We start from the raw sequence: 22,336 nt of genomic DNA on the forward strand, positions 1-22,336 counted from the left end.
GTGAGGTGCGCTGCGGACGCTCGTCGTCGGACTCAGACGAGCGGGGCCGCGGGCGGAGGAGTCGGGAGTGCTTCGCTGCCCGGGACGGCGGACGGCGCGTCGGCCGGTGCGTCGGCCGCCCCGGCACGGGCGGGGCCCAGGTCCTCGTCCTTCATCAGGTCGATGCCGCGGGACTCGCGGATGGTGGCGACGGTGACGATGCCGATCACACCGACGACGGCGAGGAAGAAGCCGGGCATCATCGTGCTGCCGGTGGCATCGATCAGCCAGGTCAGCAGGTACGGGGCGGTTCCGGCGAAGAGCGCTGCGGTCAGGGCGTAGGCGATCGACAGGCCCGTCTGCCGGGTGCGGGTCGGGAACAGCTCGACGACGGTCACCGCGTGCGTGCCCAGGATGATCGCGAGGATGAGGGCGAGCCCCATGGTCGAGACGAGCGCTGCCCAGGTGGTGCCCACCTGCATCAGGGCGAACAGCGGCACGGACAGGACGGTGAGCGCGATCGCGGCGGTGAAGAGCACCGGGCGTCGACCCACCCGGTCAGAGGCGGCACCCGCGAGCGGCACCACCACGAGGGCGAGGGCCGAGCCGAGGGTCGACAGCAGCGCGGCGCGACCGGCGTCGAACCCGAGATTCACCTCCTGGTATGTCAGCAGGTAGACCAGCACCACGTAGAACGTCACGTTCATGAAGATCTCCATGCCGCAGGTCTTCAGGAACTCACGCCAGTTGGAGCGGAACACCTCCCGCACGGGGGAGGAGGAGACGGTCTCGAGCTCCTGCAGAGCGCGGAACTCCGGGGTGTCCTCGATCCGGCGGCGGATGTAGAACCCGATGAGACCCAGGGGGACGGTGATGAGGAACGGGATGCGCCAGGCCCAGCCGGTGATCTGCGCGCTGCTGAACACCGTCTCGAGGATCAGCACGCAGAAGGAGGCGAGCAGGAAGCCCAGCAGGCTGCCGAACTCCAGCCAGCTGCAGCCGAACCCGCGGCGCTTCGCGGGGGAGAACTCACCCAGGAAGGCGGCGGCGCTGCCGAACTCGCCGCCGGCGGCGAGTCCCTGGACCACGCGGGTGACGATCAGCAGGATGGGGGCCAGGATGCCGATGGTCGCGTAGCCCGGGAGGACGCCGAGCACGAGCGTGGACAGGGCCATCGAGAGGATGACGACGGTGAGGGTCGTGGTGCGGCCCAGCCGGTCGCCGAGGCGGCCGAAGATGACGGCCCCGACGGGACGGACCAAGAACGAGATCGCGAAGACCCCGAAGGTGGCGAGCAGTCCGGCGGTGCGGTCGGCCTCGGGGAAGAAGACGGCGGAGATCGTGGTCGCCATGTAGGCGTAGACCGCCCAGTCGAACCAGTGGACGAGCACGCCGATCGACCCGGCGACGGTGCTGGTGCGGATGGAACGGCGGTCGACCTGAACGCTGCGCGGGTCCGGGGCGGCGGTGGCGGTCATGGTGATTCCCCTTCCTCGGGGTGATGGGTCCGACCAGAATCGGGGTCGCCGAGGAATCTCGCAAATAACCGAATGCGGGGAAGTTCTTCTGTTCTTCAGATGCTGCGGTCCGATCGGCCTCGTGATCGAAACGTGACCGTCCATCTCATGAAACCTCGGGGCGCAGGCTGTTGTGTCACCGGCGCACGGGGAGTCAGGGAATGTCGCACCTGTTCAGAGGCACTCTTCACCCTCGGTCGTGGCGTCCGCCCCACCGATGACGGCGCGGCAGGTGTCGGCGAAAGCGCGCGCTCGGCGCGTGGGAAGAGCGCCGTCGTCATTCCAGGCGAGCACGATGTCGAGGGAACGTGTCGGCTCCAGAATCGGAATGTGGTAAAGGCTCCCGCCGGCATATGTGGATTCGATCTTGGGCTGCTGGTTGAGAAGGGTGAATCCGTGCCCCATCGCGACCATGGCCCGCACCGCCTCGTAGCTCTCGAACCGGTAGCGCACCGTCGGCTGGAGGCCGTGATCGGTGAACGTGCGCAGGAAGTAGTCCCGGCTGAGCGGGAGATCCAGCAGCACCAGCGGCTCCTTCGCGAGCTCGGCGAGGCTCACCGACGTGCGGTGCGCGAGCGGATGATGCTGGGCGACCGCCGCATACAGCGGGACCTGCGCGAGATGCTCCCGGCGCACCGTGGCATCCAGCCCGAGGTCATAGGTCAGGGCGACCTCGACCCGATGCGCGGTGAGGGCGGGCGCCACCTCGTCGGCGGTCAGCTCCGTGACGTCGACATGGAGCTGCGGTGCCCGCTCGCCCAGATCGCGTACGAGCGTGGGGAGGAAGAACGGGGCGAGCGTGCGGAAGCACCCCACGCTCACCCGGCCCGTGAGCGACTCGGAGTGCACGGAGGCCACGGCGTCGTCGAGCTCCGCGAGGATCTGCCGCGTCCGCTGCAGGAAATCCTCGCCCGCCGCGGTCAGCTGGAGCCCCCGGGCTCGCTGCCGGATCATGAGCTGGACGCCAAGCTGGCTCTCCAGGTGCGTGATCGCCGTGGAGATCGCGGACTGCGCGATGAACAGCTCATCCGCCGCGGCGGTCATGCTCCCGTGCTCGGCGGCCGTCACGAAGTAGGTCAGTTGGGTGAGGGAGACGTCCCTTCGGCTCGTCGGCATACGACCTCCTGACGCGAACGAGGTGTAGGCAGCGGATCGCGCATCCGCGTGCAGGGTCATTCTGCGCGTTCAGGGTGGGGAGCGCGCCCCTGTCCCGACCGAGAGCGATGGTGCGGGGTGCCTCGGATGCGCAATGCTGTGCGCGCGGGGAGGGCGTCATCCGGGTCTCGGAAGCCAGATCCATCCTTCCTCCGTTGCTGCCCAGCTGAGGTGCGCTGGCGGCGGCACGGCGCGCTCATGATGCACCTCGCGAGCGACCACAGCGGCGATCACCGCGTCCAGTGCGTCGTCGGAAGCAGTGCACTCGTCCCGGTGCCCCGTCCAGTCCAGCCACGGCCAGCGCGCGGCTAGCTGCTCGACGAGCTCTCCGCGCACCAGGGCGCCACCGGCCCTCTTGTAGCGGGGTGCCCCGAATCCCCACGCGGCCAGCGCGGCGCCCGGATAGACCTCGCAGGCCACACCGGTGCCATCGCGCGGGGTGGCGAGGCCCTGCTCTCGCAGCGCCGCCACGATCCCCGCCCAGCGAATGGCCGGGGAGGCGATCTTGTCCGCTGCGACGCTCAGCGGCGTCTTGCCCACGAGGCGATGGACCTCGCGATCCGTCTCCCGGAAGAGCACGCTTCGCCGCCAGTCAGGACCTGTGTCCGGCGGGGCAGGGAGGGCATCCGCTCGGTGCGCGCTGACCACGTCGATGAAACGACTCGGCCAGCCGAAGGGAACGTCCACACCGGCCTTGGACGCATGCGTGATCGCTGCGATCAGATCGCCATCGTCTGCCCCTACCCGCACGTCCTCGATGCGGGCCCCGTCCTCGTGCTCGCGGAGCACCGCGAGGCCCGTTCTGCGCGGTTCGGACGCGAGATCGACGCCGACGAACACACCCATCGCCATCGTGTTCACACCTCCCACTCGACCACGCTCACCGAGTGCGCCGGCGCCGTGAACCTCCCGCCCTCCAGCACCAGCGACCGCTCCCGCAGGGCGACGGTGTCCGGGACCTCGATCGTGTTCACCGCGAAGAGGTCCTCGACCCCGTCGCCGAGACTGTGCACGGTGACGAGCCCGGTCACGAGCTCACCTTCCACGCTCAGCACAGCATCGATGTCCTGGTCGGCCGAGCGGTTGATCACCGCGAGATAGCGGCGCGAACCGTCGGCCGATTCGGTGGCGCTGACGTCCAGCAGCGCGACGGAGGTGAGCACATCGACGCACTGCGCCTCGCCGCCCCAGCCCTGCTCGTGGCGCACGGGCAGAGTCACGGCGGGGCCGGCGACCGAGGCCAGCAGCGGACGGGTGCCGAAGTGGTTCAGGTACAGGTCCCACACGTGGAAGGTCGAGGACCTGACCAGCCCGCCCTCGCGCACGGCGAGCAGGCCGTTGGCGTTCACGAGGTTGACGGTGTTCGCCATGGTCACCGGCACGCGGTTGCCCGCGGTGCGGTGGATGGCGTGGAAGACGCCCGCGTAGAACAGGGCGTCGGCGAGGGTCCTGGGGGAGTAGCGATTGACCTTCCAGCCGACGTCGCCCGCGACGCCGGGAGCATCGGCCGGACCGGAGGTGTCCCGGGGCGCGATACCGCCGTCGGCCCCGGGGTGCGGCTCGGGCCAGCTGCGCGGCTCGTAGTGGCGCATGTTCCACTCGTCGAAAGCGATCTGCAGGGGGCTGGTGATGCCGTGCCTGTGCGCCGCGGCGGCGACCTTCTGCGAGAAGCCCTGCAGCACCTGCTCCATGTGGACCGCCTGGGCGACGATCGCGTCGAACTCCTCGCGGCTCGGGTCCACCAGGTGGAAGCCGGCGCCGTAGGCGTGCACGGAGAACCAGTCGGTGAGCTCGCCGAGCTCGCGCACCACCACGTCCGTCCAGCGGTCGTCGTCGAGGCCCACGCACACGAAGCGGATCGAGCCGTCCACGGCGCGCATGAAGCGGGCGTGCTCGCGGGCATCGTGCGCGTACTGCTCGGCGCTGCGATGGCCCATCTGCCAGGGCCCAAAGACCTCGTTGCCGATGCCCCAGATCGGCACGGGACGCGGGGAAACGAGGCCGTCGGCCGAGCGCTTGCGGGTCATCGCGGTGTCGCCGGCGTGGTTGCAGTACTCGACCCAGCGGGCGGCGTCCTCGACGCTGCGGCAGCTGTGGGCGAGGTACGGGGTCGCGCCCGTCGCCTCGCACCAGGCGAGGAACTCCGGGGTGCCGAACCTGTTCGTCTCCTCCGAACCCCAGGCCAGCTCGAGCCGGCGCGGGCGCTCGTCCCGCGGCCCGGTGCCGTCCTGCCACCAGTAGGCCGACGTGAAGTTCCCGCCCGGCCAGCGCACCACGGGCATGCCCAGCTCGCGGCAGGCGTCGATCACGTCCTGTCGGCAACCGTCGAGCGGGCCATCGCTGGTCACCGAGAGCGGCGAGCCCTCGTCGAAGACGCCGCCCTCGATGTTCCCGAAGAAGGCGGACTCGAGGAAGTGGCCGTAGATCTTGGGGTCGAGGGCGGGGGAGTCGGGGGAGTGGGTGAGAGCGATCTGGGCGGTGGGGGTGTCTGTGGCGGTGGCGGGGGGATGCACGGGGTCCTCTCCGATGCGTGGTGGGAAGGGGCATCGTGCAAGCTCTTGTTGCGTCTCCGAGCTACCCACCATCGGGTTGTACAGGGTACTGATTCTCTGCCGTGATTGTCGATTTCGCAGGTGAACTGCGTGCCTGTGCGAAATCGCGTTCCCATCCTGCACGGGCGCTCATTACAAAAGAGCTCCTTGACGCTTGTCAAGGCGAGCACGGGGTTGCTGTCGGCGGAATCGACAATCCAATTCGGAGTTGCCCGGCCTAAGAATCGGCACTCTTTCGCGCTTCAGTAATTCCAAGCCCTCTGTATAAACTTTGATGGATGTAGGCGGCGCCGGAACTCGGTAGCGTCAAGTCACTGTCCTCGGCTTTGAATTTGGTAGATCCCTGATTGGAGACACGAACCCCGATTACGGAATACTCAAATAGACGCTCAACCAGCGCCTGCGTACCGTATTGCTCAGCGAGTCCGGGGTCGCGCTCGCGAATTAGATCATGCAGGTCGCTGATGGAATCGTAACGGTGAACCTGCTGCCGCAAGCATTCAAGTAGCCGACCAAAGTCCGGAAACGCCTTAGCGAACTCCTGCCGAAGATCATCGACCTTCCACTTGCTGTACCGCTCTTCAGCGCCACGGATGTCGTCCTTAGAGATTTCAAAGGCCGCATCCCCCGCCTTCCTCTGTGCTTCGTCAAGAAATTGGATGACCTCGCGTGGGCGCAAGAAAGTTCTCTTAACGATGTAATTGAAGGGCGTAATTGACCCCCGCATGTCACCGGCTTCGAATACGTCGTCAATCGATAGGTCGCTCGGGAGGCGCCTGTCAACCATTTCGCGAAGCAGATCAGGGGTCCACAGGAGCCACTCTTCGAGTTGACGATGCTTGTCCTTCTCGTCAAATTTGAGTGAATCGTATATGTCTGATCGCAAAAACACGTTGACGCGCAAACGTTCGCCGCTAGAAACGGAACCCAATCTGTCATTCAAATCCTTTGCGGCAATTACAAGTCCGACCATTAGCGAGCGGGCTCGATCCGAGCCATCCCAGGAGTCGTCCAACTTGTCCAGCGCAACAATGACTGGTTGTTGTTCCAAGACCGGGGCTAGCAGGGATACAAGCTCTTCAAGTACAGCAGGGGTGAGAACTTGCTGCTCGCGGTCAGAGCTTGCGCCGATGCCGAACCCGAAGGCGCTAAGGTTGAAGGACTGGAGCCCGCTCACTATGGAGGTTGCAGATTTGAGGAATCCGGGAGAAACTTTCCCAAAATTATCCTTGAGAAATTGTCTAAGAATGCCGATTGCGCGCTTGGCTTCCCCCGTCCAGTCGACGCGCGTTTCGAGCAGAGCGCCCACGATTTCCACGATTAATGTAAATTTCCAGGCGTTTGCGTGCGCCTGCTCTTCGGAGAGACCCTGCTCCTCGTATTGCTTTAGGGTTGACCAGGCGTATTGGTTAGGGGTCAATAGCACGGCAATTGGCGATGTGGGTAAATCGGAGGTTATGCGCGGGATTTGCGTGAAAAGTGCCGACTTGCCGCTCCCCTTCCTCCCTATCAGCTGCGTCCTTCTGCCAGAATAGAGATACTTCACGTGCGGCGTGTTGATGAAGTAGTTGCTAAGTTCCCTATCGGATTCTGCATCAATGCTTCCGAAGTCGAGATCTCCAACTCTAATGCCTAGCTTTTGAAGCTTGGTGGTCATTTAGGCTGCTCCTTGTCAGAACGATGTCTATTGCCGCCGGGAGTGCTTACCGACTCGTATCAACTGCACTTAAATAGTGGCCCTGATTGATCGCGGTAAGGACAATTGCGCGCTCATTTCGTATTTTCAGCAGGAACTCTCCAAAGACGACCTTAGTTTTTGTTTAAGAGCGCCGTCGCAGATGTAGACATAGGTCCCCTTAATCCCTCGCGTCATCAGTACTCGGTAGATGTTCTGCACGTAGCGCAACAGGTCCTCGTTGGTTGTCACCTGCCCCCGCATCACGTTGTTTGCTTTACCCTTCGTATCGAAGTACGAGTCCCGATCTACGCATAGCTCACCGGTCGTCGGGTCGACCGTGAGGTCGCCACCGATGATGACGCCGGCGTAGTTGAGGTCGTAGCCCTGGACAGTATGGATGGATCCGACCTCGTGGAGAGAGGTAGGCGAGTTGATCCAGTCCGTGGGATTTCGATTCCACGGCAAGCCGATTCCGTCGATTTCTATGTCGGGCAAGCTGCGATCTTTTTTGGAGCGCCACGGCCACGCGTAGCCGGCGACGAGCCTGGATAGGCCGAACTCGGCATCTCGGGCAAGAATTGAATCCACCATTTCTCCGAAGTCGTCGAACAACTTCAGCTCATATTCTCCGAAGTCTGGACGGGTTTGTGGTGGTTCGTCCGAGAGGAGTGCCCTGACAAATGAGATGTAGTCATTGCCGCCAGCTACACGCATCTGGGAGTGCAACGGGAACAGACGGCCGTCACGGCGAGATGTGTCCACGAGTCGGGTGAATACGCCGGGAGAGATATCGGTGGGTCGGACGCTCTGCTCGGAATCTAGGAGCGCGATCACGTGTTTGCTGCGAATCTGCAGCCAGTCGAGCTGGGTTTTCGACTCGTCGCCGCCGAACAGGCGCGAATTGATTTCGCGGAAATCGCTAGTGAGTGTGCCCATTGCCTGGGCTGCAAGCTGTGTCAGCCGGTGAGCCTCGTCCACAACGAGAATGTCGTACGGTTCCGGATCCTTTCCGACCTGGAAGGGGGTCACCACTTCGGCGGCGTGGAGCGAAGGCGTACGTTTGAACACTCGTCGTATGGATTCGCGCAGTGACTGCTGGGGCACGACGAGGCCCACACGGAGCCCCTCGAACAGTTGTCGATTCTCTTCGAGGAACAGGTCGGCGAAGATCGAGTCCGGCTGGGCATCCTCGACGTCGCGAGCATCCGCGATGTCGCGGAGTAGCTTCATGATGTATATGCCAACGATCGTCTTCCCTGTACCCGGGTCACCTTGGATGACCGACATGCTGGGAAGTCCCGCCTCGAGGTCCGCTGCGAGCCCCTCCATGACAGCGTCGACCGCGACTGCCTGGTCCCTGTTGAGAGACTTGAACGGCGAGAGCTTGAAGAGGTCGCTGTTCTCGATGTGAGGAATGCTGCGGGTGAACATGCCCGCCTGATGGAGTTCCTCGAAGACGTCGCGGAAGACCTCGCGATAATCGGAGCGTCGGTAGTAGTCGGAGTCGATGATGCCGTCATTGCGATTCATGACAGCGAACCGGCCATCCCCCGCGAACCACCGGATGAGGTGGGATTCAAGATCCAGGCATACGGACTTGTTGAAGGTGTCGTCCAGGATCACTCGGATGCCGCGAAGTCCCTGCTTCGCTTGGCTGTCAATATGCTGGCGCATCCGTGTGGCTGCGCCGATGGACTCTCCCACGTAAATCCTACGAGCATCGTCAAGGAGGTACACGACCGGCCAGTTCTCGAGTCGCGGATCCAAGCCTGGCATGCCCGCGATGGACGGGCGATCGAACGCTAACTCCTCGATTTCAAAGCTGGTCATACTTCGTGCTCCGCCCTCTGGCCTTCTCGACGGGGTACTTGCGCCCCGTGCGCTCGAGCTTGTCCAGAATGATCTGCTCGGGATCGAGGTCGAGACGGTCCGCCAGGAGCAGCGCATAGGTAAGCACGTCGGCGAGTTCGTCGGCCACGTTGCTCTCTGCCGCGTCGACGTTCCACTGGAAGCACTCGAGCAACTCGCCCGCCTCGATCGACACCGATTTCGCGAGATTTTCGGGGGAGTGGAACTGTCCCCAGTCCCGTTCGGCCACGAATGCCCGCAGAGCCTTGATCGTGCGCGTGGTGGACATGGTGGTGAATCTAACATCATTGGCGGACGCCTCGGAAGCCGTCCGGCCCGGAGCTGAGACGAGCACCTACTGGCCCACAGAACTGTGGTGTCCCCGACGTCAGATCACCTCCAACAACCCCCGGATGAACTCCTCGTACGTCCCCGCCCGCACCGCCAGCCGCTCGACGTTCTCCCGCTTGGACAGCACCCGGATCAGCGCCTCGAAGAGCTCACCGAACTCCTCGCGGCTGTCCTTGCTGAAGGCCATCATGGCGACGATCGAGACCTCGTCCTCGCCCCACACGATCGGCTCGGTCGGCACGTAGACGGCGATCGAGGAGGTGTGGGCGTCGATCACCATCGAGTGGGGGATCGCAACGCCCGTGCCCAGCGACGTCGAGGACATCTCCTCGCGCTCGAGCACACCCCGGTGGAAGCCCGGCTCGACCATCCCCGCCTCGCCGAGGGCCGCGCACATCTGCGCGATAGTGTCCTCGCGGGTGGTGGCCTCGAGGTCCAGGAACAGCTGCGGTTCGATGAGGTTCACGAGGGAGGCGCCGACGCGGCTGCGCCGCTTCTCCGCGGCGATCTCGAGGACGCTCCTGCGCACCTGCTCGAGGTCCTGCGCTCCGGGCAGGGCGCTCAGGTGCAGCACGGGGGAGGCGAGCTCCCGCTGCAGGCCCTGCAGCGGAACGGTCGAGACGATGAGGTCGGGCGCGGAGGGCCCGGTCGTGATCTCGGCCTCGTCGAAGGCGATGGTCTCGATCTCCCCGACGCCGGCGATCGCCGACTGCAGGAGGCTGCGCGCGGAGTCCTGCAGGTCGAGGTACGTCGGCGAGATCATCGCGATCCGCACCAGGCGCTCGCGCGCATACACGCTCTGGAAATGCGCGCCCACGTGGAAGGAGATGAGGCCGATCTCGTCGGCCCGGATCTCCACGCCGAGCGCCAGCTCGAGCCGGCGCGCGATGAAGATCCCGACCTCGTAGATGAGTGGGTGCGTGTCCTTGATCGACTGGCCGACGGGGATGTGGGCGCTCTGGCGCCGCCGGGCCCGCCGCACCAGGTTCCGCGCGTGAAGGCTGAGGAAGGCGATGAAGCGCTCGTTGTCCAGGTCGATCAGGTAGTTCTCGCCCACCTGGGCGACGATCCGCCGCACCACGGCCACGAAGTCGACCTCGGCGTCGGCCGTCGTGTCCGGCACCCGCTCGCGCGGGGCGAGGCGTCCGGCGACCACGAGCGAGAGGTCCTCCGGGGTCGTGTTCTCGTCCAGCAGCCCCACCAGGTAGTCCTCCTCGCCGGTGGGGAGGCGCAGCTCGAAGGTGGTCTCGATGAGCTCGGCGATGCGGTGGGCGGCGTCGCGGCGCAGGTCGTCGGCGGTGCTGCTGGATCCAGGCGCGTCGAACTGGTGGCCCTGGCGCACGCGTCCCACCATCACGGCGACGTGCGCGAGGATCGCGTGCTGGTTGTTCTCGGTGGCGAGCAGACCCAGCTCGCGGAGGATCCGCGTGAGGCCCTCGCGGAACCCCATGAGCGACGGCTCCGAGGACTCGATCGCGAGCTCGCGCACGGAGACGAACTGGGCGCGCGAGCGGGCGGCGTCGGTCATGATCTGGCGGACCAGGCGGCGCTTGGCGAGCTCGGGTCCGACGATCCGCACGCGGGGGCCGCTGCGCTCCAGGCGCAGGTGGTGGATGGCGAGGAGGGCGCGCCCCTTGGTGAGGTCGGCCTCGAGGGTGGAGTCGCTGACGCGCAGGTCCTCGGCGAGTTCGAAGACGTCGGCGCCGTCGTCCGCGGTGACGATCGAGCGCAGCAGCGCGGAGAGCCGCTCCCCGGGGCTCAGCACGCGCCGGCCCGGATCGGGGCGCTCAGTGCCGGCGCCGGCCGAGGCGAGACGCGCGTGGTCCAGGGTGTAGCCGGCGCGGGAGGAGGAGACGACCTCCGCGTCGTGCTCGGCGTTCAACCGGGAGACGTAGTTGCGGATGCTGCGGGTGGAGACGCCGAGACGCCGGGACAGGCCCTCGGCGGAGACCGCGCCCGGTCCCGCCTCGACCAGCGCGCCCAGCAGGCGCTGGCGCGTGGCCTCCCAGGGCTCGCGACGGGTGGGCGCGGGTGCGGCAGAGACGGTGCGGGACGGGGTCATGGTGTGTGCTCCGTCCTCTCCGACGTCGTGCGCGTCCCGTTCTGCGATGATGCGTCCTGGTTGTCGGCTCCGTTGATCGCGCCCTCCACGCGCTCCACATCCGCCGCGGCCTTCGCGCCGTTCCCGTCGCCCCGGCGGACCGCCGCGCCGATCCGAGCGAGCACGTCGGCGTCGTCGACCTGTGCGAAGTCGGTGGTGTCGATCTCGACCAGGTCGCCGAGAATGAACTCCCCGTAGCCGCGGTGCAGGTAGCGGCCGAGGAACACCTCGACGCTGAGCAGCTGCGGAGCCGCACGGCGATCAGCCAGCGTATCGCCGTGCTCGTAGGCGTCGACGAGGTGTCCCAGGTGGCGGGTCGGATCCAGATCGCGTCGCCGCTGGCGCTCGAACAGCACCTCGAAGTCCGCGACCAGCCGCACCGTCACCGGCCGATATCCATAGCGGCGGTAGGCGGCGGCGAGCACGTCCTTCTGCTTGTCACTGAAGGGGTACTCGGCGAGCACCCGCACCCCGTCCGCCATCGCCGCATGCACCCGGGCGAAGAACAGTTCGAGCGCGGCGCGATCCAGGTGGGCTTTCGCATCGGCGTCGGCGAAGCCCTCCTGCTCGTACAGCTGCTCCTTGAGGTCATCGATGGAGACGGCGCGGAAGGGCCCCAGATGCTCCTGCACGAGATCGGCGATGCGGCTCTTGCCCGTGCCCGGGTAGCCGGCGATCAGCAGCAGGAGACGATCGTCGGCCGACGAGCCGGCGTCGGCCGAGCCCGCACCGACGGCGGGCGCCCCGTCGGCCGCTTCCCCGCCTGCCACCGGCCCCGCCCCGTTCACGAGATCCGGGCGGGCAGCAGGCATCCGATCTTGTGCCGGACGATGCCGGCGACCGCGTCGTTCGCGGGGACGATGTTGTTGCGCAGGGAGGCGTTCACCTCGGTCGCCCCGAAGGTCTCCTTCGCGGCGCGGGTCCAGCCGACGATGAGCTCGGTGCCGATGTTGAACTTGCGCACTCCCGCGCGGCGCAGGGCGTCGTAGTCGGCCTCGTCGACCCCGGTGCCGCCGTGTACCACGAGCGGCACGTCGACCGCGGCGTGGATCCGCTCGACGAGCCCCACGTCGATCTGGGTCTTCCCTTTGTACGAGCCGTGATGGGTGCCGATGGAGACGGCGAGGGCGTCCACGCCGGTCGCCTCGTGGAAGGCGCGCGCCTCCTCGGGGGAGGTGAGCGCGCCCTCGGCGACGGAGATGCCGTCCTCAGTGCCCCCGATGGTGCCGATCTCGCCCTCGACGCTGACGCCGCGCTCGCGGGCGAACTCGACGACGCGGCGGGTCTTCAGCACGTTCTCCGCGAACGGCAGGGAGGACCCGTCGAACATGACGGAGCTGTACCCGGCGTCGATCGCGTCGCGGATGTCCTCGAGCTTCGTCGCATGGTCCAGGTGGAGCACCACGTCGACCGGCTCGCGCTCGGCCATGCCGCGGCACAGGGCCACGAGGTTCTCCATGCCGATGTAGCGGGCGGTGCCCACGGAGGTCTGGATGATGATCGGGCTGCCGGCATCGCGCGCGGCCAGGATCATCGGCGGGATCATCTCGAGGTTGTGGGCGTTGAAGGCGCCGACGGTCGAGCCGATGCGCTCGGCCTCGGTCAGGACTTCGCTGAGGGTGACGTACACGGGTGCTCCCTGGGTCTCAGTAGTTCTCGCGCATGATGCGCTTGGAGGTGGCCAGCAGCGCGTCGATCTTCGACATCCACTGGTTGATCGCGGCGCCGTCTCCGGCCGAGGCGGCCTGCGCACGGCGCGTGTTGTACAGGTCCATGAGGCGGTTGTACGAGGTGCCGTAGCGGGGCCTGGCCTCGAGCGACGCCTCGAAGGCGGTGATCGCGGCGCCCGTGTCCCCGAGGCGCTCGTGCAGGATCCCGAGCTCCTCGTGGAGGTCGGCGGGATCGGATGCAGGTGCGGCCGACGGGGCGGATGCGGAGGCGAGCGCGCTGTCGATCTCCGCGATGCGCGCGGTGGTCTGCTCGCGCTCGGCATCAGTCAGCTCGGGCGCGGGGGCGGCGTCCGCCGACGTGCGGGCCGAGGTACGAGCCGAGCTGCCGGCCGTGCCGTCGGCCGTGCCGTCGTGCCGGCCGCTGGCCGAGCCCCCGTCGGCCGCATTCTCGGTGCTCGCGCCGGGTCGCGTGCCCAGCAGGCGTTCGAAGAATCCCATGACGTCTCCTGTCTCGTGGAGGGAATGGCGGTGCGGACGTCAGCCTCAGAAGGCCTTGATGATCGGGCCGATGACCCAGGCGAACAGGAGGGCGGCGACGATGGTGTCGGCGTCGGTCGCCGAGAGGCTCGGGAAGCCGAGGGTCTGGAACGTGCCCACCAGCAGCGCCGGCAGCAGCGTGATGAAGAAGCCGTGCACGATGCCGCCGATGATCGCGCCGCGCCTGCCGCCCACGGCGTTGCCGAAGATGCCCGCGGTGCCGCCCGCGAAGAAGTTCGTGAGCATGCCCGGGACGATCACGGCGAAGCCCGCGAGAGGCAGCACGAACATGGCGATGACGGTGCCGATCGTGGTGGTGAGGAAGCCGATGATCACGGCGTTCGGCGCGTAGGGGAACAGCACCGGAGCGTCGAGCGCGGGCTTGGAGTTCGGCACGAGCTTCATCGAGATGCCGCGGAAGGCGGGGACGATCTCGCCGAGCAGCAGGCGCACGCCGGCCATCAGCACGTACACGCCCACCACGAACTGCATGGCCTGCAGGAACGCGTAGACCAGGAAGTTCGTGTCCCCGGCGGCGTCGGCCGAGGCGGCCGGGCCCGCGAACAGCGCGGTGATCAGGAACAGCGGGATCATCACGACCGCGAGGGACATGTAGGTGTCCTGCAGGAACTCGAAGGCCCGCGGGAGCTTGAGGTCCTCGGTGGTCTTGCGATCGGGCCTGCGATCGCGCACCAGGTAGGCGACGCCCGCCTCGACCATGTAGCCGATGGTGCAGAAGTGCCCGAGGGCGATCGCGTCGTTCCCGGTGACCTTGCGGATGATGGGCTGGGCGATCGCGGGCATCGCCACGCAGAAGATGCCGCCGACGACGCTGCAGGCGATGATCAGCCACACTCCGCTGAGGCCCATGGCCGAGCCGAACACGACGGTCATCGTCGCCATCCACAGCAGCGCCTGACCCGTGAGGAAGATGTACTTCCAGGGCGTGAAGCGGGCGAGCAGCACGTTCACGATGAAGATGCCCAGGAAGGCGATCGCGATCGGCCCGCCCAGCTTGAGGTCGTTCGTCGCGAAGCCGTTGACCGCTTCGATCGACGGGACGATGCCGGTGAGGTTGAAGGCCGCTTCGAACTGCGTGCCGAAGTAGGTGAGGGTCGCGACCAGCACCGCGGAGCCGGCCGCGAGGACCATGAATCCCAGCAGCGTCTTGAAGGTGCCGGCGACGATCGAGCCGACGTCCTTGCGCTGCAGGATCAGGCCGATCATCGCGATCAGGGCGATGACGATCCCGGCCTGCGTGAAGATGTTGGAGATGATCCAGTCGAGGACGCCCATCTCAGGCCTCACGACCCTCGAGCGCGGGGATCAGCTTCTGGGTGATCTCGTCCTTGTCCACGATGTTGTGCAGGTAGACGAGGGTGATCGACGGGTCGATGTCGTACTTCTCGATCTGCGGGCGGAAGCTCTCCGCTGAGACGATCACGTCGGTCTTGATGCCGCCGACCGAGGAGACGGACTCGTGCTCGGTCTTCGCGCGGATCTTGTGCGAGGCCAGGACCTCCTCGGCCTCCATCTGGCAGGCGAGGCTGCTGCCCAGTCCTGCGCCGCAGATGAAATAGATCGTGGGGGTGTTCGCCATGGTGGGTCTGCTCCTTTGCAAGGGCCCGGTGGCCGGGCGGGTTCTGGTGAGGTGGCGCCGGTCAGTCGACGGGCGCGGGGGTGAGAGCGCCGCGGAAGTCCGCGGGGGAGCGCGCCGCGACGAGCCGGTCGACGGCCGACGGGTGGCGGATGATCTGCACGAATCCCTTGAGCGCCTCGAGGTGCGAGGTCGCGTCGGCCGCGGCCAGGCACAGCACGAGGCGGACGGGGTCGTTCTCCTCGTGGGAGAAGGCGATCCCGCCGGGAATGGTGAGGGCGCTCATCGCCGTGCGGGCGACCGAGCCGTCGGGCTGGGCGTGCGCGAGCGCGACGCCCGGGGCCAGCACGATGTACGGGCCGAAGCGGTCGACGACCTCGATCATCCGTTCCACGTAGCCCCCGCCGATCGACCCGGAGGCCAGCAGTGGCGCCGCCGCCTCGCGGATCGCGTCCTGCCAGGACGCCGGCGATGCCCCGAGGACCACGTGGTCCTCGGTGATCAGCTGGGGAAGCGATGTCGGCACGATGCGACCTCTCTGTCGGGTGGAACGTCCCGATCAGCATGCGAGGTGCGGGGGAGCGGGGGCCAACAGATGTTCTTCCGCGTGGGGCGGGGGTGGCGGAAGACGTGCCCGCCAGGGAACAGGAAGTAGGGTCTTGCGCGCCACAAGGGGTGATGCTTCCGGCGACGCACGAGACGCCGGCTCGAACCTTATGGGAGGTTGCAAACTTAGAGGTGACCGAAAAGGTGTCTTCCCTTTCGGGTCAGCAAGAGCCTGTTTCTGGAGCGCAACTAGAGACGTCTTTTCCGAAGCGATCTAGGGGAGCAATAGTCGCGAATTACCTTTGTCGCATGCCGCGTTGCGAATATGTAGGGCTTTTGAACTCGGGGCCGCGCCGAGGCCTCCGGGTTTCCGCGAGAGAACCCTGGATGAGCCAGGGTGCACGGAGTCGATTCCGCAATTCAGGCGAGCGTTACTATCCGTTCATGACGAATCTCCTTGGCAACATTCAAGGCGAAGCCTTAGCGGTGTGGCCGCAATATTGGTGAGGGTCAAGGTGTTAACAATTTGGCGCTCGTCCCGCATTTCCGCGACGCCTTGGATATGCTGAAATCCGTGGCTGCGTATGCCGGATCGGCGGATTCGGCTAGGTCTACCGCTAGCATCTTGTGGAGATACTGCAGATCCCGTCTTGTCTCGGATCGATTTTGTTGAAGAAGCTTACATATTGCGCCGCACAGCATTTCTGATCTTCCCAAGGAGTCGGCTTCCGGTCCGGATTCCAATTCCGGCCGAGGCCGAATTGTCGAACTGCAGATCTGCATGGATTATGTTCGGTGTGTGTTCGATGAGTCGACATAGGGTGTCCAGAGCCTTCATTCTGGCTGCGTGACGTTCGGTAGCGTCGCGTTCGGCTGCGGTTGACTCGGCAATCGCAGAGCGAGCAGCACGCAACCCTTCAACGTTAACGGCGTGCCACCGCCTCGCGTAGTTTCCGCGAGCGAGGGCATAAAAGGCTAGAATGATAATGCCGACTCCTACCAGTGCCGAGAAGGTGAGTAGGATGTGCACGGCATTGTCGATTCGGAAGTCGGCCTCCTCTAGCGCAAGCAATGTGACGCCGACGATATACGTTACGCACATCAAGACTGGCCAGCCTGCGCGAATCTTGAATGCGGCGCATGCGAACCAGTAAATTGACCAGGAACTAAGCAATGCCTGAACGAAAGTGCGGTCGTGAAGTGAAGATTCCAGCCGCGAGTTCAGGGCTGGTGTTGCGTGGTTCCCTGAAAATTGGAGCGCCCGGCATCCGATGGAGGCTTCCCATTGATCCAATTGCTTGGATAGGCGAGCGGAGGGGACTGGCGGCTCCTCAGGGTTGCGGACGACCTCGCGCGCCGCCGCCTCTATGGTGTGAGGATTGCGCGCCAGGCCCTCGGCAGACCCTCCGTCTTTGAGTGAATAGTGCAGCGTGGCTCCGAGCGTGATGGTGGCCGCGGCGAAAAATATCATCCCCCAGACCTGAAGTGCGCGAGAGTGGTCGGAGCCGATAGAGTCGTAAAAGTACGATGCCGAGACGCTTACTAGAACTCCCGAGAAAAGTGCCGCCATTGCAGGCGCTATGATGCCCCTGAAATCCAAATCGCGAGATCTGATTTCAGAGAAATCCATAGGTCTTGGCGCTTTGATCGATTGCGCCGTGCAAAGTTGCGCTATTCCGATACAAAGCTGGAAAAAGAGTCCCATGAGTCCGATCAAAAGTGGCAGTTCCCAGAAGTCCATGGAGGGTCCATTGTGCTATAGGTGGCAGAGCGGGCACCGTAACAGCATCCAGGATTGTCGGTCGTGGGTCAATCCCCTTCCGTGCGTTGAAAGGACTTTGGGGGGGCAATTGGAGTTGAGTGCGGCGCGGTAGTGAGGCTTGTCTTCGCGGACTTGCATGACTTGTCGTAGGGAGGTTGGGCCTTGAGGGCTCGGACATGTTTGCTCCCTGGGTTCAACAGTCGAGGGGCTGGGGAGCCTTCGGTCCTCGTGCTTACTCTGGCCCCATGCCCCCGCTGCTCTGCCTCGACCTCGGCACGTCCTCCGTGAAGGCCGCGTTGATTGACCTCGACGGCCGGCCCCTCGCCACTGCGCGCGTCCCGTACTCGACCACCTCGACGCCCGACGGCGGCTCGGAGCAGGAGCCCGAGGACTGGATCCGCGCCGCGCGCACGGCGATCGCGCAGATGCTTTCCCGAGCGGCCGACGTCTCCGCGCTGTGCCTCACCGGCCAGATGCAGGATCTGATCCTCGAGGGCGAGCACGCCCCGGTGCGACAGGCTGTTCTCTACACAGACCTGCGTGCCGCCTCCGAGACCCGCGAGATTCGCGAGATCCTCGCCCATGATGGCGAGGACTGGGACGCGCTCGCGGGGAACCGGCAGGACGCGAGCAGCTGCGCCGCCATGTTCCGACGCCTCGCCCGCACCGAGACGTCGGCCGCCGAACAGACCCGCGGAATCACCTTCGGCCCCGCCGGTCACCTCGCGCATCGTCTCGGAGCCGACCGGTGGTGCGACCTGACCACCGCGTCGACGACGGGCCTGTTCGATGCCCGCACCCGAGAGTGGTCGCCCGCAGTGTCCCGGGCGGCGGGCCTCGACGGGGCGCTGCTGCCAGGTCTCACGAGCGGTCTCGGCCAGGTCGTGGGCCGCACAGGGGCGAGCGCGCGCGAGCTGCTCGGGCTCGACGAGGGAGTGCCGATCGTCCTCGCTCCGGGCGATGCCGGCGCCGCAGCTCTCGGCGTCACCGGAACGTCCCCCGGGCGCGACCACGCCTCGCTCGGCACCAGCGGCTGGATCGCGAGCATCCGCTCCGTGCAGAGCCAACGTCCTCGCCCAGCAGATGCCTCCCACCTCCTCGCCCTCGGAGACCACCAGCTGCGCATCTCCGCTGTGCTCTCGGCCGGCGCGGCGGCCGCCTGGGCGCGGGAGACGTTTCTGTACGGAGCACGAACTGATGAGGCTGATGCGCTGCTCGAGGCGCGGGAGAGCGAGCACGGGCGGGGGCCGACCGGGCTGCTGGTCCTGCCCTCGCTCGGCGGCGAGCGCTACCCCGTGCGGGACGACGCCCTGCGCGGTGCAGTGCTCGGCATGGACCATTCGACGCGGCCCATCGACCTGTATGCGGCGACCCTCGAGGGCGTCGCGTTCGCACTCTCCCATGCGCTCGAGCCCGCAACGGGCGAAGGTGACGCGCTCACTGTCGTCGGCGGTGGAGCGGCCTCGAGGCCATGGCGGCGGATCCTCGCGGACGTCACCGGGCGCCCGGTCCGCGGTATCGAGAGCAAGGATTCAAGTGCCGGGGCGCCGGCCGAGGACGCCGAGCTGGCCGACGCGACACTGCTGGGCGCGGCGATCACGGGTGCTGAGGCCCTCGGCCTCGAGCACCGCATCGCGCCGCTCGCGGAGCGCGGTGGGGGCCTGAACGCCCCGGACCCGGTCGCTGCGACCGCCTACGCCCGGCTTCGGCCGGCACACCGGGCTCTGTACGACGCAGCGGCGGACGTCGGTGGCATGCGCCGCGGGTGATCGCCCGACGTTCATCGCATCGCCCCAGCGAGCACCACATTCGTGCGGCGGAGGACGCCGGGCGCGTGACGCTCCCGGCGATAGACCCGCTGTGCACAGGCTCTCTGATCAGTGCTCGGAGTCCGATCGCGCCACCCAGGTCGCGAGTTGGTTGAGCAACATCGTCCCTTCGCCGCCGCGCGTCTCCGCGAGCCTCTCGATCTCGGGCTGCAACAGGTCGAGGAGCTGATCGACGGAGAGGTCATCCTCGTCGAGGAAGGCGGCATCCCGGTCCCACGAGACTGCGTCGCCACGGGCACTCGCAAAGACGAGGAGCTCCACCTCGTCGCGGGACAGAGGCCTCCCATCCTTCGTGGCAGGGAGCTGATTCCTCCACGCATCGAGAGCCGACAGGTAGGCCTCATAGCTCGAGGGGGCCCACGACAGCGTGGTGAGGTCGATGTCGGCTTCGCTGCGGAACCACCTACGCACAACGGCATCCATCACCGGCACGGGGTCTACGTCATCCGCTGCGGCACTCAGGAAGAACAGGAACTTGGTCCCGAACGCCGGCCCGAGGTACTTCAGGAACGTCTTGTTCTCCAAGCGTTCCTTCGCGACCAGCTCGAAGGCGCGCATCCCGCCGTCGGGAGCGGCAAGGCAGGTCTCTGCAACGCCCATCAGGTGCTGGACTGCCGCTGGATCCGCGGCGAGCACCCGCTCCGTGCGGAAGGGACCGTACCCTGCTGTGCCGTATCCCCAGATCATGGCGGCGATGAACGCTGTCACCACGGCCTGGGGAGCGGCCGGAGTGCCGAGTCGAAGCACCTCCGGACGGTGCAGGGATGCGACGACCGAGCGGTCGATCAAGGACTCTTCAGCGTGGCTTGACGCGCACGCCTCGGCGATGGTCCGGATCGATGCTCGAAGATCGACGCCGTCGATCGTGAGTGCTCCGTTGAGTGAGAAGCGACGATCCCATGCTGCGGGGCGCCAATGGAAAGGGCCTTGGTCAGGGGAGCCCGCGCGACTCCAGCGGACGTAAGCGGAGCGCAGGGACGTCGGAAGTGCTGTCATGACTGGATAGTAGAGAGCGGTTCCGACATGTGGTGCCAGTTCTGCGCACGTCGCAAAGCGCACTTCGCGATCTGCCGCTCGGAGGTGAATGTCCCCCGTGCTGTCCATACTCGGGGCATGGACATCACGTTCGAGCTCGAGCTGATCGGGCGCGCAGCCTCGCCGGATGTGGTGAGGAAGGGCAGCGAGCTGGCCAACCGAGCGGTGGAGCTTGTCGAGCGAGAGGGCACTCGCCGAGAGTCTCTCGTCCACGGGACGCCGACGCATGTCGTGACGTGGGAGGCGGGGACGTGGCCGTCTGCCGTCATGTGCACCTGCGGCGGGGCCCAGGGTGATCAGCTCTGCGCCCACGCGATCGCCGCCCGGCTGCGGCACCTGCACACGGCGGGTGGAATCGACTCGGGGCAGTGGGCGCGCTTTCTCTCGCGGGTCGATGCGCTCGTCGCCCTCTCCACTGGCTGGGAGGGCCTGGCACAGTTCGTCGTGGATTCTCACGCGGCGGGGGAGCCCGACGCATCTTTCATCGCGCTGCGCGATGCAGGGTCGACGGCTGGAGGTCTGCGCGTGGCACGGGCGCTCGTCGCTGCCGGAGAGCCGGCGGAGGTCGTGAGCGACTTCCTCGTCGCGCTCTCGGAGGATCGCGGCCTCGATGGGCAGGCGGTGGCAGGTCCGGCAGCGATCTCGGCAGCCGAAGAACTCGTTGTCGAGCTGGGCGGTCACCTCGAGTACTGGCCTCACGGCGCGAGTGCTGCTGCTCTTCTTCGACTGATCGGGTCCCTGCGGCGAGCAGCGACGGATCCGGCCGAGAGCCCGAGTCCGTTCTGGGCGCTCACGATCGCGTGCTCCGCGGTGGGGCGACTCGTGGTCGATGACCTGGTGGATCCTGACGTGGTCGCCATGACGCTCCTGGATGCGGAGTCGGAGTCGGAGGAAGCGGACTATCCCTGGATCGCGGTGATGCTCGATCGGGTCGGGGGTGCAGCTCCCGCGGTCGCACGAGCGATGCTTCAGCGACTCGGAGAGCAACACGAAGCTCAGTCCATCGCACACGTCAACCACGCACTCCACCGTGCGCGCGCCGAAGCCGTGCATGCAGCGGCCGACGAGAACGACCTCCTGGAGGTGCTGGAGAACTGGCCCGCCGCACCCTACGGGGAGTACTTCGTCAGGCTTCCACAGTCCTGGTCACCGCGTCGTGGCCTGGAACTTCTCAAGGCCGCACGAGCGGCAGGGTGCCTTCGCTGGGCTCCCGGCTGGCCCCGGCACAACCCCGTCGACCCCCACGGCGGACGTCTGATCCATCAACTGCACGACACGTTCCCAGGCCACCCCATGTGGGGAGACATCGCAGTCGGAGACCTTGTCACGGCGCTCTCGAGGATCGGGGAGACGGACCACGCACGAACCGCGCTCATCGAGCACGCGCACAGGCATCAGGATCCGTCGCATCGCGCGGAGTTCCGTCGCATCTGGGCCGCAGCGCATCTCGGCACAGGAGTGGAGGCGGCGGCCGACGAGATCTTCGGTCGTCGGGACGGCGACGATGGAGGAGGAGCCGACGCCGACCGTCTGCTCGAGGCGATCGCAAACGTTCCCGAGGCTCTGTTCTGCGCGGACCTCTCGGTGCGGCGAGGGATCGGCACCGTGCTGATCACCGCAGTCCTCCTCGAGGACCTCCAGCTGAGCCCCGTTGCACGCCTCGCTGCAGCACGCTCGGTAGCCGCAGACGCGCTTGCCCTGCACCCCGGATCCGCCGACGACCTCGTGCGCCTGGCAGACGCCGACATCGAGGAGATGGTGCAGGAAGCCGGCGAGTTCGGCATCGCCGGTGCCCATGCCCTGCAGCGCGCCCATCGCCTCGCCCGGGCGGCCGTCCACCGATGTAACTCTCTAGCCACGCGGCAGGCCATCGAACGTCACGGAATATCGGCATGGGTCGATGTGCTGCGCGGCCTCCCGGACGCGGGGACCGTGATCGCGGGCCTGGTCTCCCTCCTCCTCGGAGGCAGTTCCTGTCCCGCAGACGCGACCCTCAAGATTTATTTCGAGCGGGCCCTCGGGCAGCCCGAGCCTCACGCTGCTGGCCTGATCGAGCAGGCCTACGCGGTCGAGCCCCGAGGCGGGAACATCGAGGAGTACCACTTCGCGCTCATCCTGTGGGAGCTCGCTGCTGGAGATCGGCGGAGCTGACGGCGATGCAGGCCCGCGGAGGATCGAC

General features: G+C 66.4%; 18 protein-coding genes. 2 read left to right on the plus strand and 16 right to left on the minus strand.

Going from position 1 to position 22,336, the window contains the following annotated elements:
• Nucleotides 1-32 precede the first annotated feature (32 nt).
• The 15 genes from ACFQ53_RS05445 to ACFQ53_RS05515 all read right to left on the minus strand — a co-directional run bounded on the left by ACFQ53_RS05445 (nt 33) and on the right by ACFQ53_RS05515 (nt 17,272).
• The gene (locus ACFQ53_RS05445) at nt 33-1,457 is read right to left on the minus strand and encodes an MFS transporter (RefSeq protein ID WP_377856462.1); all 1,425 of its coding nucleotides are present in this window, start codon (nt 1,455-1,457) and stop codon (nt 33-35) included.
• Between the two features lie 213 nt (nt 1,458-1,670).
• Nucleotides 1,671-2,612: a LysR family transcriptional regulator gene (locus ACFQ53_RS05450; protein ID WP_377856466.1), complete on the minus strand. Its 942-nt coding sequence runs from the start codon at nt 2,610-2,612 to the stop codon at nt 1,671-1,673.
• A gap of 156 nt (nt 2,613-2,768) precedes the next feature.
• Nucleotides 2,769-3,503 carry a DUF429 domain-containing protein gene (locus ACFQ53_RS05455; protein WP_377856696.1) on the minus strand — a complete coding sequence of 245 codons (735 nt, stop codon included), beginning with the start codon at nt 3,501-3,503 and terminating at the stop codon, nt 2,769-2,771.
• 5 nt (nt 3,504-3,508) lie between these two features.
• Complete coding sequence (locus ACFQ53_RS05460) at nt 3,509-5,164, minus strand: alpha-L-arabinofuranosidase C-terminal domain-containing protein (protein WP_377856469.1); 1,656 nt, start codon at nt 5,162-5,164, stop codon at nt 3,509-3,511.
• A gap of 256 nt (nt 5,165-5,420) precedes the next feature.
• Nucleotides 5,421-6,860 (minus strand): P-loop ATPase, Sll1717 family, encoded by a 1,440-nt coding sequence (locus ACFQ53_RS05465; protein ID WP_377856472.1) that lies wholly within the window; start codon nt 6,858-6,860, stop codon nt 5,421-5,423.
• Between the two features lie 126 nt (nt 6,861-6,986).
• Complete coding sequence (locus ACFQ53_RS05470; RefSeq protein WP_377856475.1) at nt 6,987-8,711, minus strand: DNA/RNA helicase domain-containing protein; 1,725 nt, start codon at nt 8,709-8,711, stop codon at nt 6,987-6,989.
• Nucleotides 8,698-9,018, minus strand: coding sequence for a nucleotide pyrophosphohydrolase (locus ACFQ53_RS05475; RefSeq protein WP_377856478.1), 321 nt, complete (start codon nt 9,016-9,018; stop codon nt 8,698-8,700). The genes ACFQ53_RS05470 and ACFQ53_RS05475 overlap by 14 nt, the downstream gene beginning before the upstream one ends.
• 99 nt (nt 9,019-9,117) lie before the next feature.
• Nucleotides 9,118-11,142: a BglG family transcription antiterminator gene (locus ACFQ53_RS05480; protein WP_377856481.1), complete on the minus strand. Its 2,025-nt coding sequence runs from the start codon at nt 11,140-11,142 to the stop codon at nt 9,118-9,120.
• On the minus strand, nt 11,139-11,951 hold the full coding sequence (locus tag ACFQ53_RS05485; protein WP_377856484.1) for an AAA family ATPase: 813 nt from the start codon (nt 11,949-11,951) through the stop codon (nt 11,139-11,141). The genes ACFQ53_RS05480 and ACFQ53_RS05485 overlap by 4 nt, the downstream gene beginning before the upstream one ends.
• Before the next feature lie 14 nt (nt 11,952-11,965).
• Nucleotides 11,966-12,811, minus strand: coding sequence for a ketose-bisphosphate aldolase (locus ACFQ53_RS05490; RefSeq protein WP_377856487.1), 846 nt, complete (start codon nt 12,809-12,811; stop codon nt 11,966-11,968).
• A 16-nt stretch (nt 12,812-12,827) separates the two neighbouring features.
• Nucleotides 12,828-13,349 (minus strand): hypothetical protein, encoded by a 522-nt coding sequence (locus ACFQ53_RS05495; RefSeq protein ID WP_377856490.1) that lies wholly within the window; start codon nt 13,347-13,349, stop codon nt 12,828-12,830.
• Between the two features lie 45 nt (nt 13,350-13,394).
• Nucleotides 13,395-14,684, minus strand: coding sequence for a PTS sugar transporter subunit IIC (locus ACFQ53_RS05500; RefSeq protein WP_377856493.1), 1,290 nt, complete (start codon nt 14,682-14,684; stop codon nt 13,395-13,397).
• 1 nt (nt 14,685) lies between these two features.
• Nucleotides 14,686-14,988 (minus strand): PTS sugar transporter subunit IIB, encoded by a 303-nt coding sequence (locus tag ACFQ53_RS05505; RefSeq protein ID WP_200502169.1) that lies wholly within the window; start codon nt 14,986-14,988, stop codon nt 14,686-14,688.
• Between the two features lie 61 nt (nt 14,989-15,049).
• Nucleotides 15,050-15,511, minus strand: coding sequence for a PTS sugar transporter subunit IIA (locus tag ACFQ53_RS05510; RefSeq protein WP_377856497.1), 462 nt, complete (start codon nt 15,509-15,511; stop codon nt 15,050-15,052).
• A 699-nt stretch (nt 15,512-16,210) separates the two neighbouring features.
• Nucleotides 16,211-17,272, minus strand: a complete 1,062-nt coding sequence (locus ACFQ53_RS05515) for a hypothetical protein (protein ID WP_377856500.1) — start codon at nt 17,270-17,272, stop codon at nt 16,211-16,213.
• A 266-nt stretch (nt 17,273-17,538) separates the two neighbouring features.
• Here ACFQ53_RS05515 and ACFQ53_RS05520 point away from each other — a divergent pair, with 266 nt between their 5' ends.
• Nucleotides 17,539-19,062 (plus strand): FGGY-family carbohydrate kinase, encoded by a 1,524-nt coding sequence (locus ACFQ53_RS05520; protein ID WP_377856503.1) that lies wholly within the window; start codon nt 17,539-17,541, stop codon nt 19,060-19,062.
• Between the two features lie 108 nt (nt 19,063-19,170).
• Here the strand turns inward: ACFQ53_RS05520 and ACFQ53_RS05525 are convergent, their stop codons facing one another.
• Nucleotides 19,171-20,118: a hypothetical protein gene (locus tag ACFQ53_RS05525; RefSeq protein WP_377856506.1), complete on the minus strand. Its 948-nt coding sequence runs from the start codon at nt 20,116-20,118 to the stop codon at nt 19,171-19,173.
• A gap of 117 nt (nt 20,119-20,235) precedes the next feature.
• Here ACFQ53_RS05525 and ACFQ53_RS05530 point away from each other — a divergent pair, with 117 nt between their 5' ends.
• On the plus strand, nt 20,236-22,308 hold the full coding sequence (locus ACFQ53_RS05530; RefSeq protein WP_377856509.1) for a hypothetical protein: 2,073 nt from the start codon (nt 20,236-20,238) through the stop codon (nt 22,306-22,308).
• Nucleotides 22,309-22,336: the final 28 nt, after the last annotated feature.

The organism is Brachybacterium sp. NPDC056505 (genome assembly GCF_042794925.1).
Taxonomy (GTDB): Bacteria; Actinomycetota; Actinomycetes; order Actinomycetales; family Dermabacteraceae; genus Brachybacterium; species Brachybacterium kimchii.

Excerpts from the sequence above, each read along its gene's own strand:
- ACFQ53_RS05445 (WP_377856462.1), bottom strand. The coding sequence starts at position 1,457 with ATGACCGCCACCGCCGCCCCGGACCCGCGCAGCGTTCAGGTCGACCGC.
- ACFQ53_RS05500 (WP_377856493.1), bottom strand. The coding sequence starts at position 14,684 with ATGGGCGTCCTCGACTGGATCATCTCCAACATCTTCACGCAGGCCGGG.
- ACFQ53_RS05505 (WP_200502169.1), bottom strand. The coding sequence starts at position 14,988 with ATGGCGAACACCCCCACGATCTATTTCATCTGCGGCGCAGGACTGGGC.
- ACFQ53_RS05525 (WP_377856506.1), bottom strand. The coding sequence starts at position 20,118 with ATGACAGCACTTCCGACGTCCCTGCGCTCCGCTTACGTCCGCTGGAGT.
- ACFQ53_RS05515 (WP_377856500.1), bottom strand. The coding sequence starts at position 17,272 with ATGGACTTCTGGGAACTGCCACTTTTGATCGGACTCATGGGACTCTTT.
- ACFQ53_RS05480 (WP_377856481.1), bottom strand. The coding sequence starts at position 11,142 with ATGACCCCGTCCCGCACCGTCTCTGCCGCACCCGCGCCCACCCGTCGC.
- ACFQ53_RS05520 (WP_377856503.1), top strand. The coding sequence starts at position 17,539 with ATGCCCCCGCTGCTCTGCCTCGACCTCGGCACGTCCTCCGTGAAGGCC.
- ACFQ53_RS05455 (WP_377856696.1), bottom strand. The coding sequence starts at position 3,503 with ATGGCGATGGGTGTGTTCGTCGGCGTCGATCTCGCGTCCGAACCGCGC.
- ACFQ53_RS05450 (WP_377856466.1), bottom strand. The coding sequence starts at position 2,612 with ATGCCGACGAGCCGAAGGGACGTCTCCCTCACCCAACTGACCTACTTC.
- ACFQ53_RS05530 (WP_377856509.1), top strand. The coding sequence starts at position 20,236 with ATGGACATCACGTTCGAGCTCGAGCTGATCGGGCGCGCAGCCTCGCCG.
- ACFQ53_RS05465 (WP_377856472.1), bottom strand. The coding sequence starts at position 6,860 with ATGACCACCAAGCTTCAAAAGCTAGGCATTAGAGTTGGAGATCTCGAC.
- ACFQ53_RS05495 (WP_377856490.1), bottom strand. The coding sequence starts at position 13,349 with ATGGGATTCTTCGAACGCCTGCTGGGCACGCGACCCGGCGCGAGCACC.
- ACFQ53_RS05470 (WP_377856475.1), bottom strand. The coding sequence starts at position 8,711 with ATGACCAGCTTTGAAATCGAGGAGTTAGCGTTCGATCGCCCGTCCATC.
- ACFQ53_RS05475 (WP_377856478.1), bottom strand. The coding sequence starts at position 9,018 with ATGTCCACCACGCGCACGATCAAGGCTCTGCGGGCATTCGTGGCCGAA.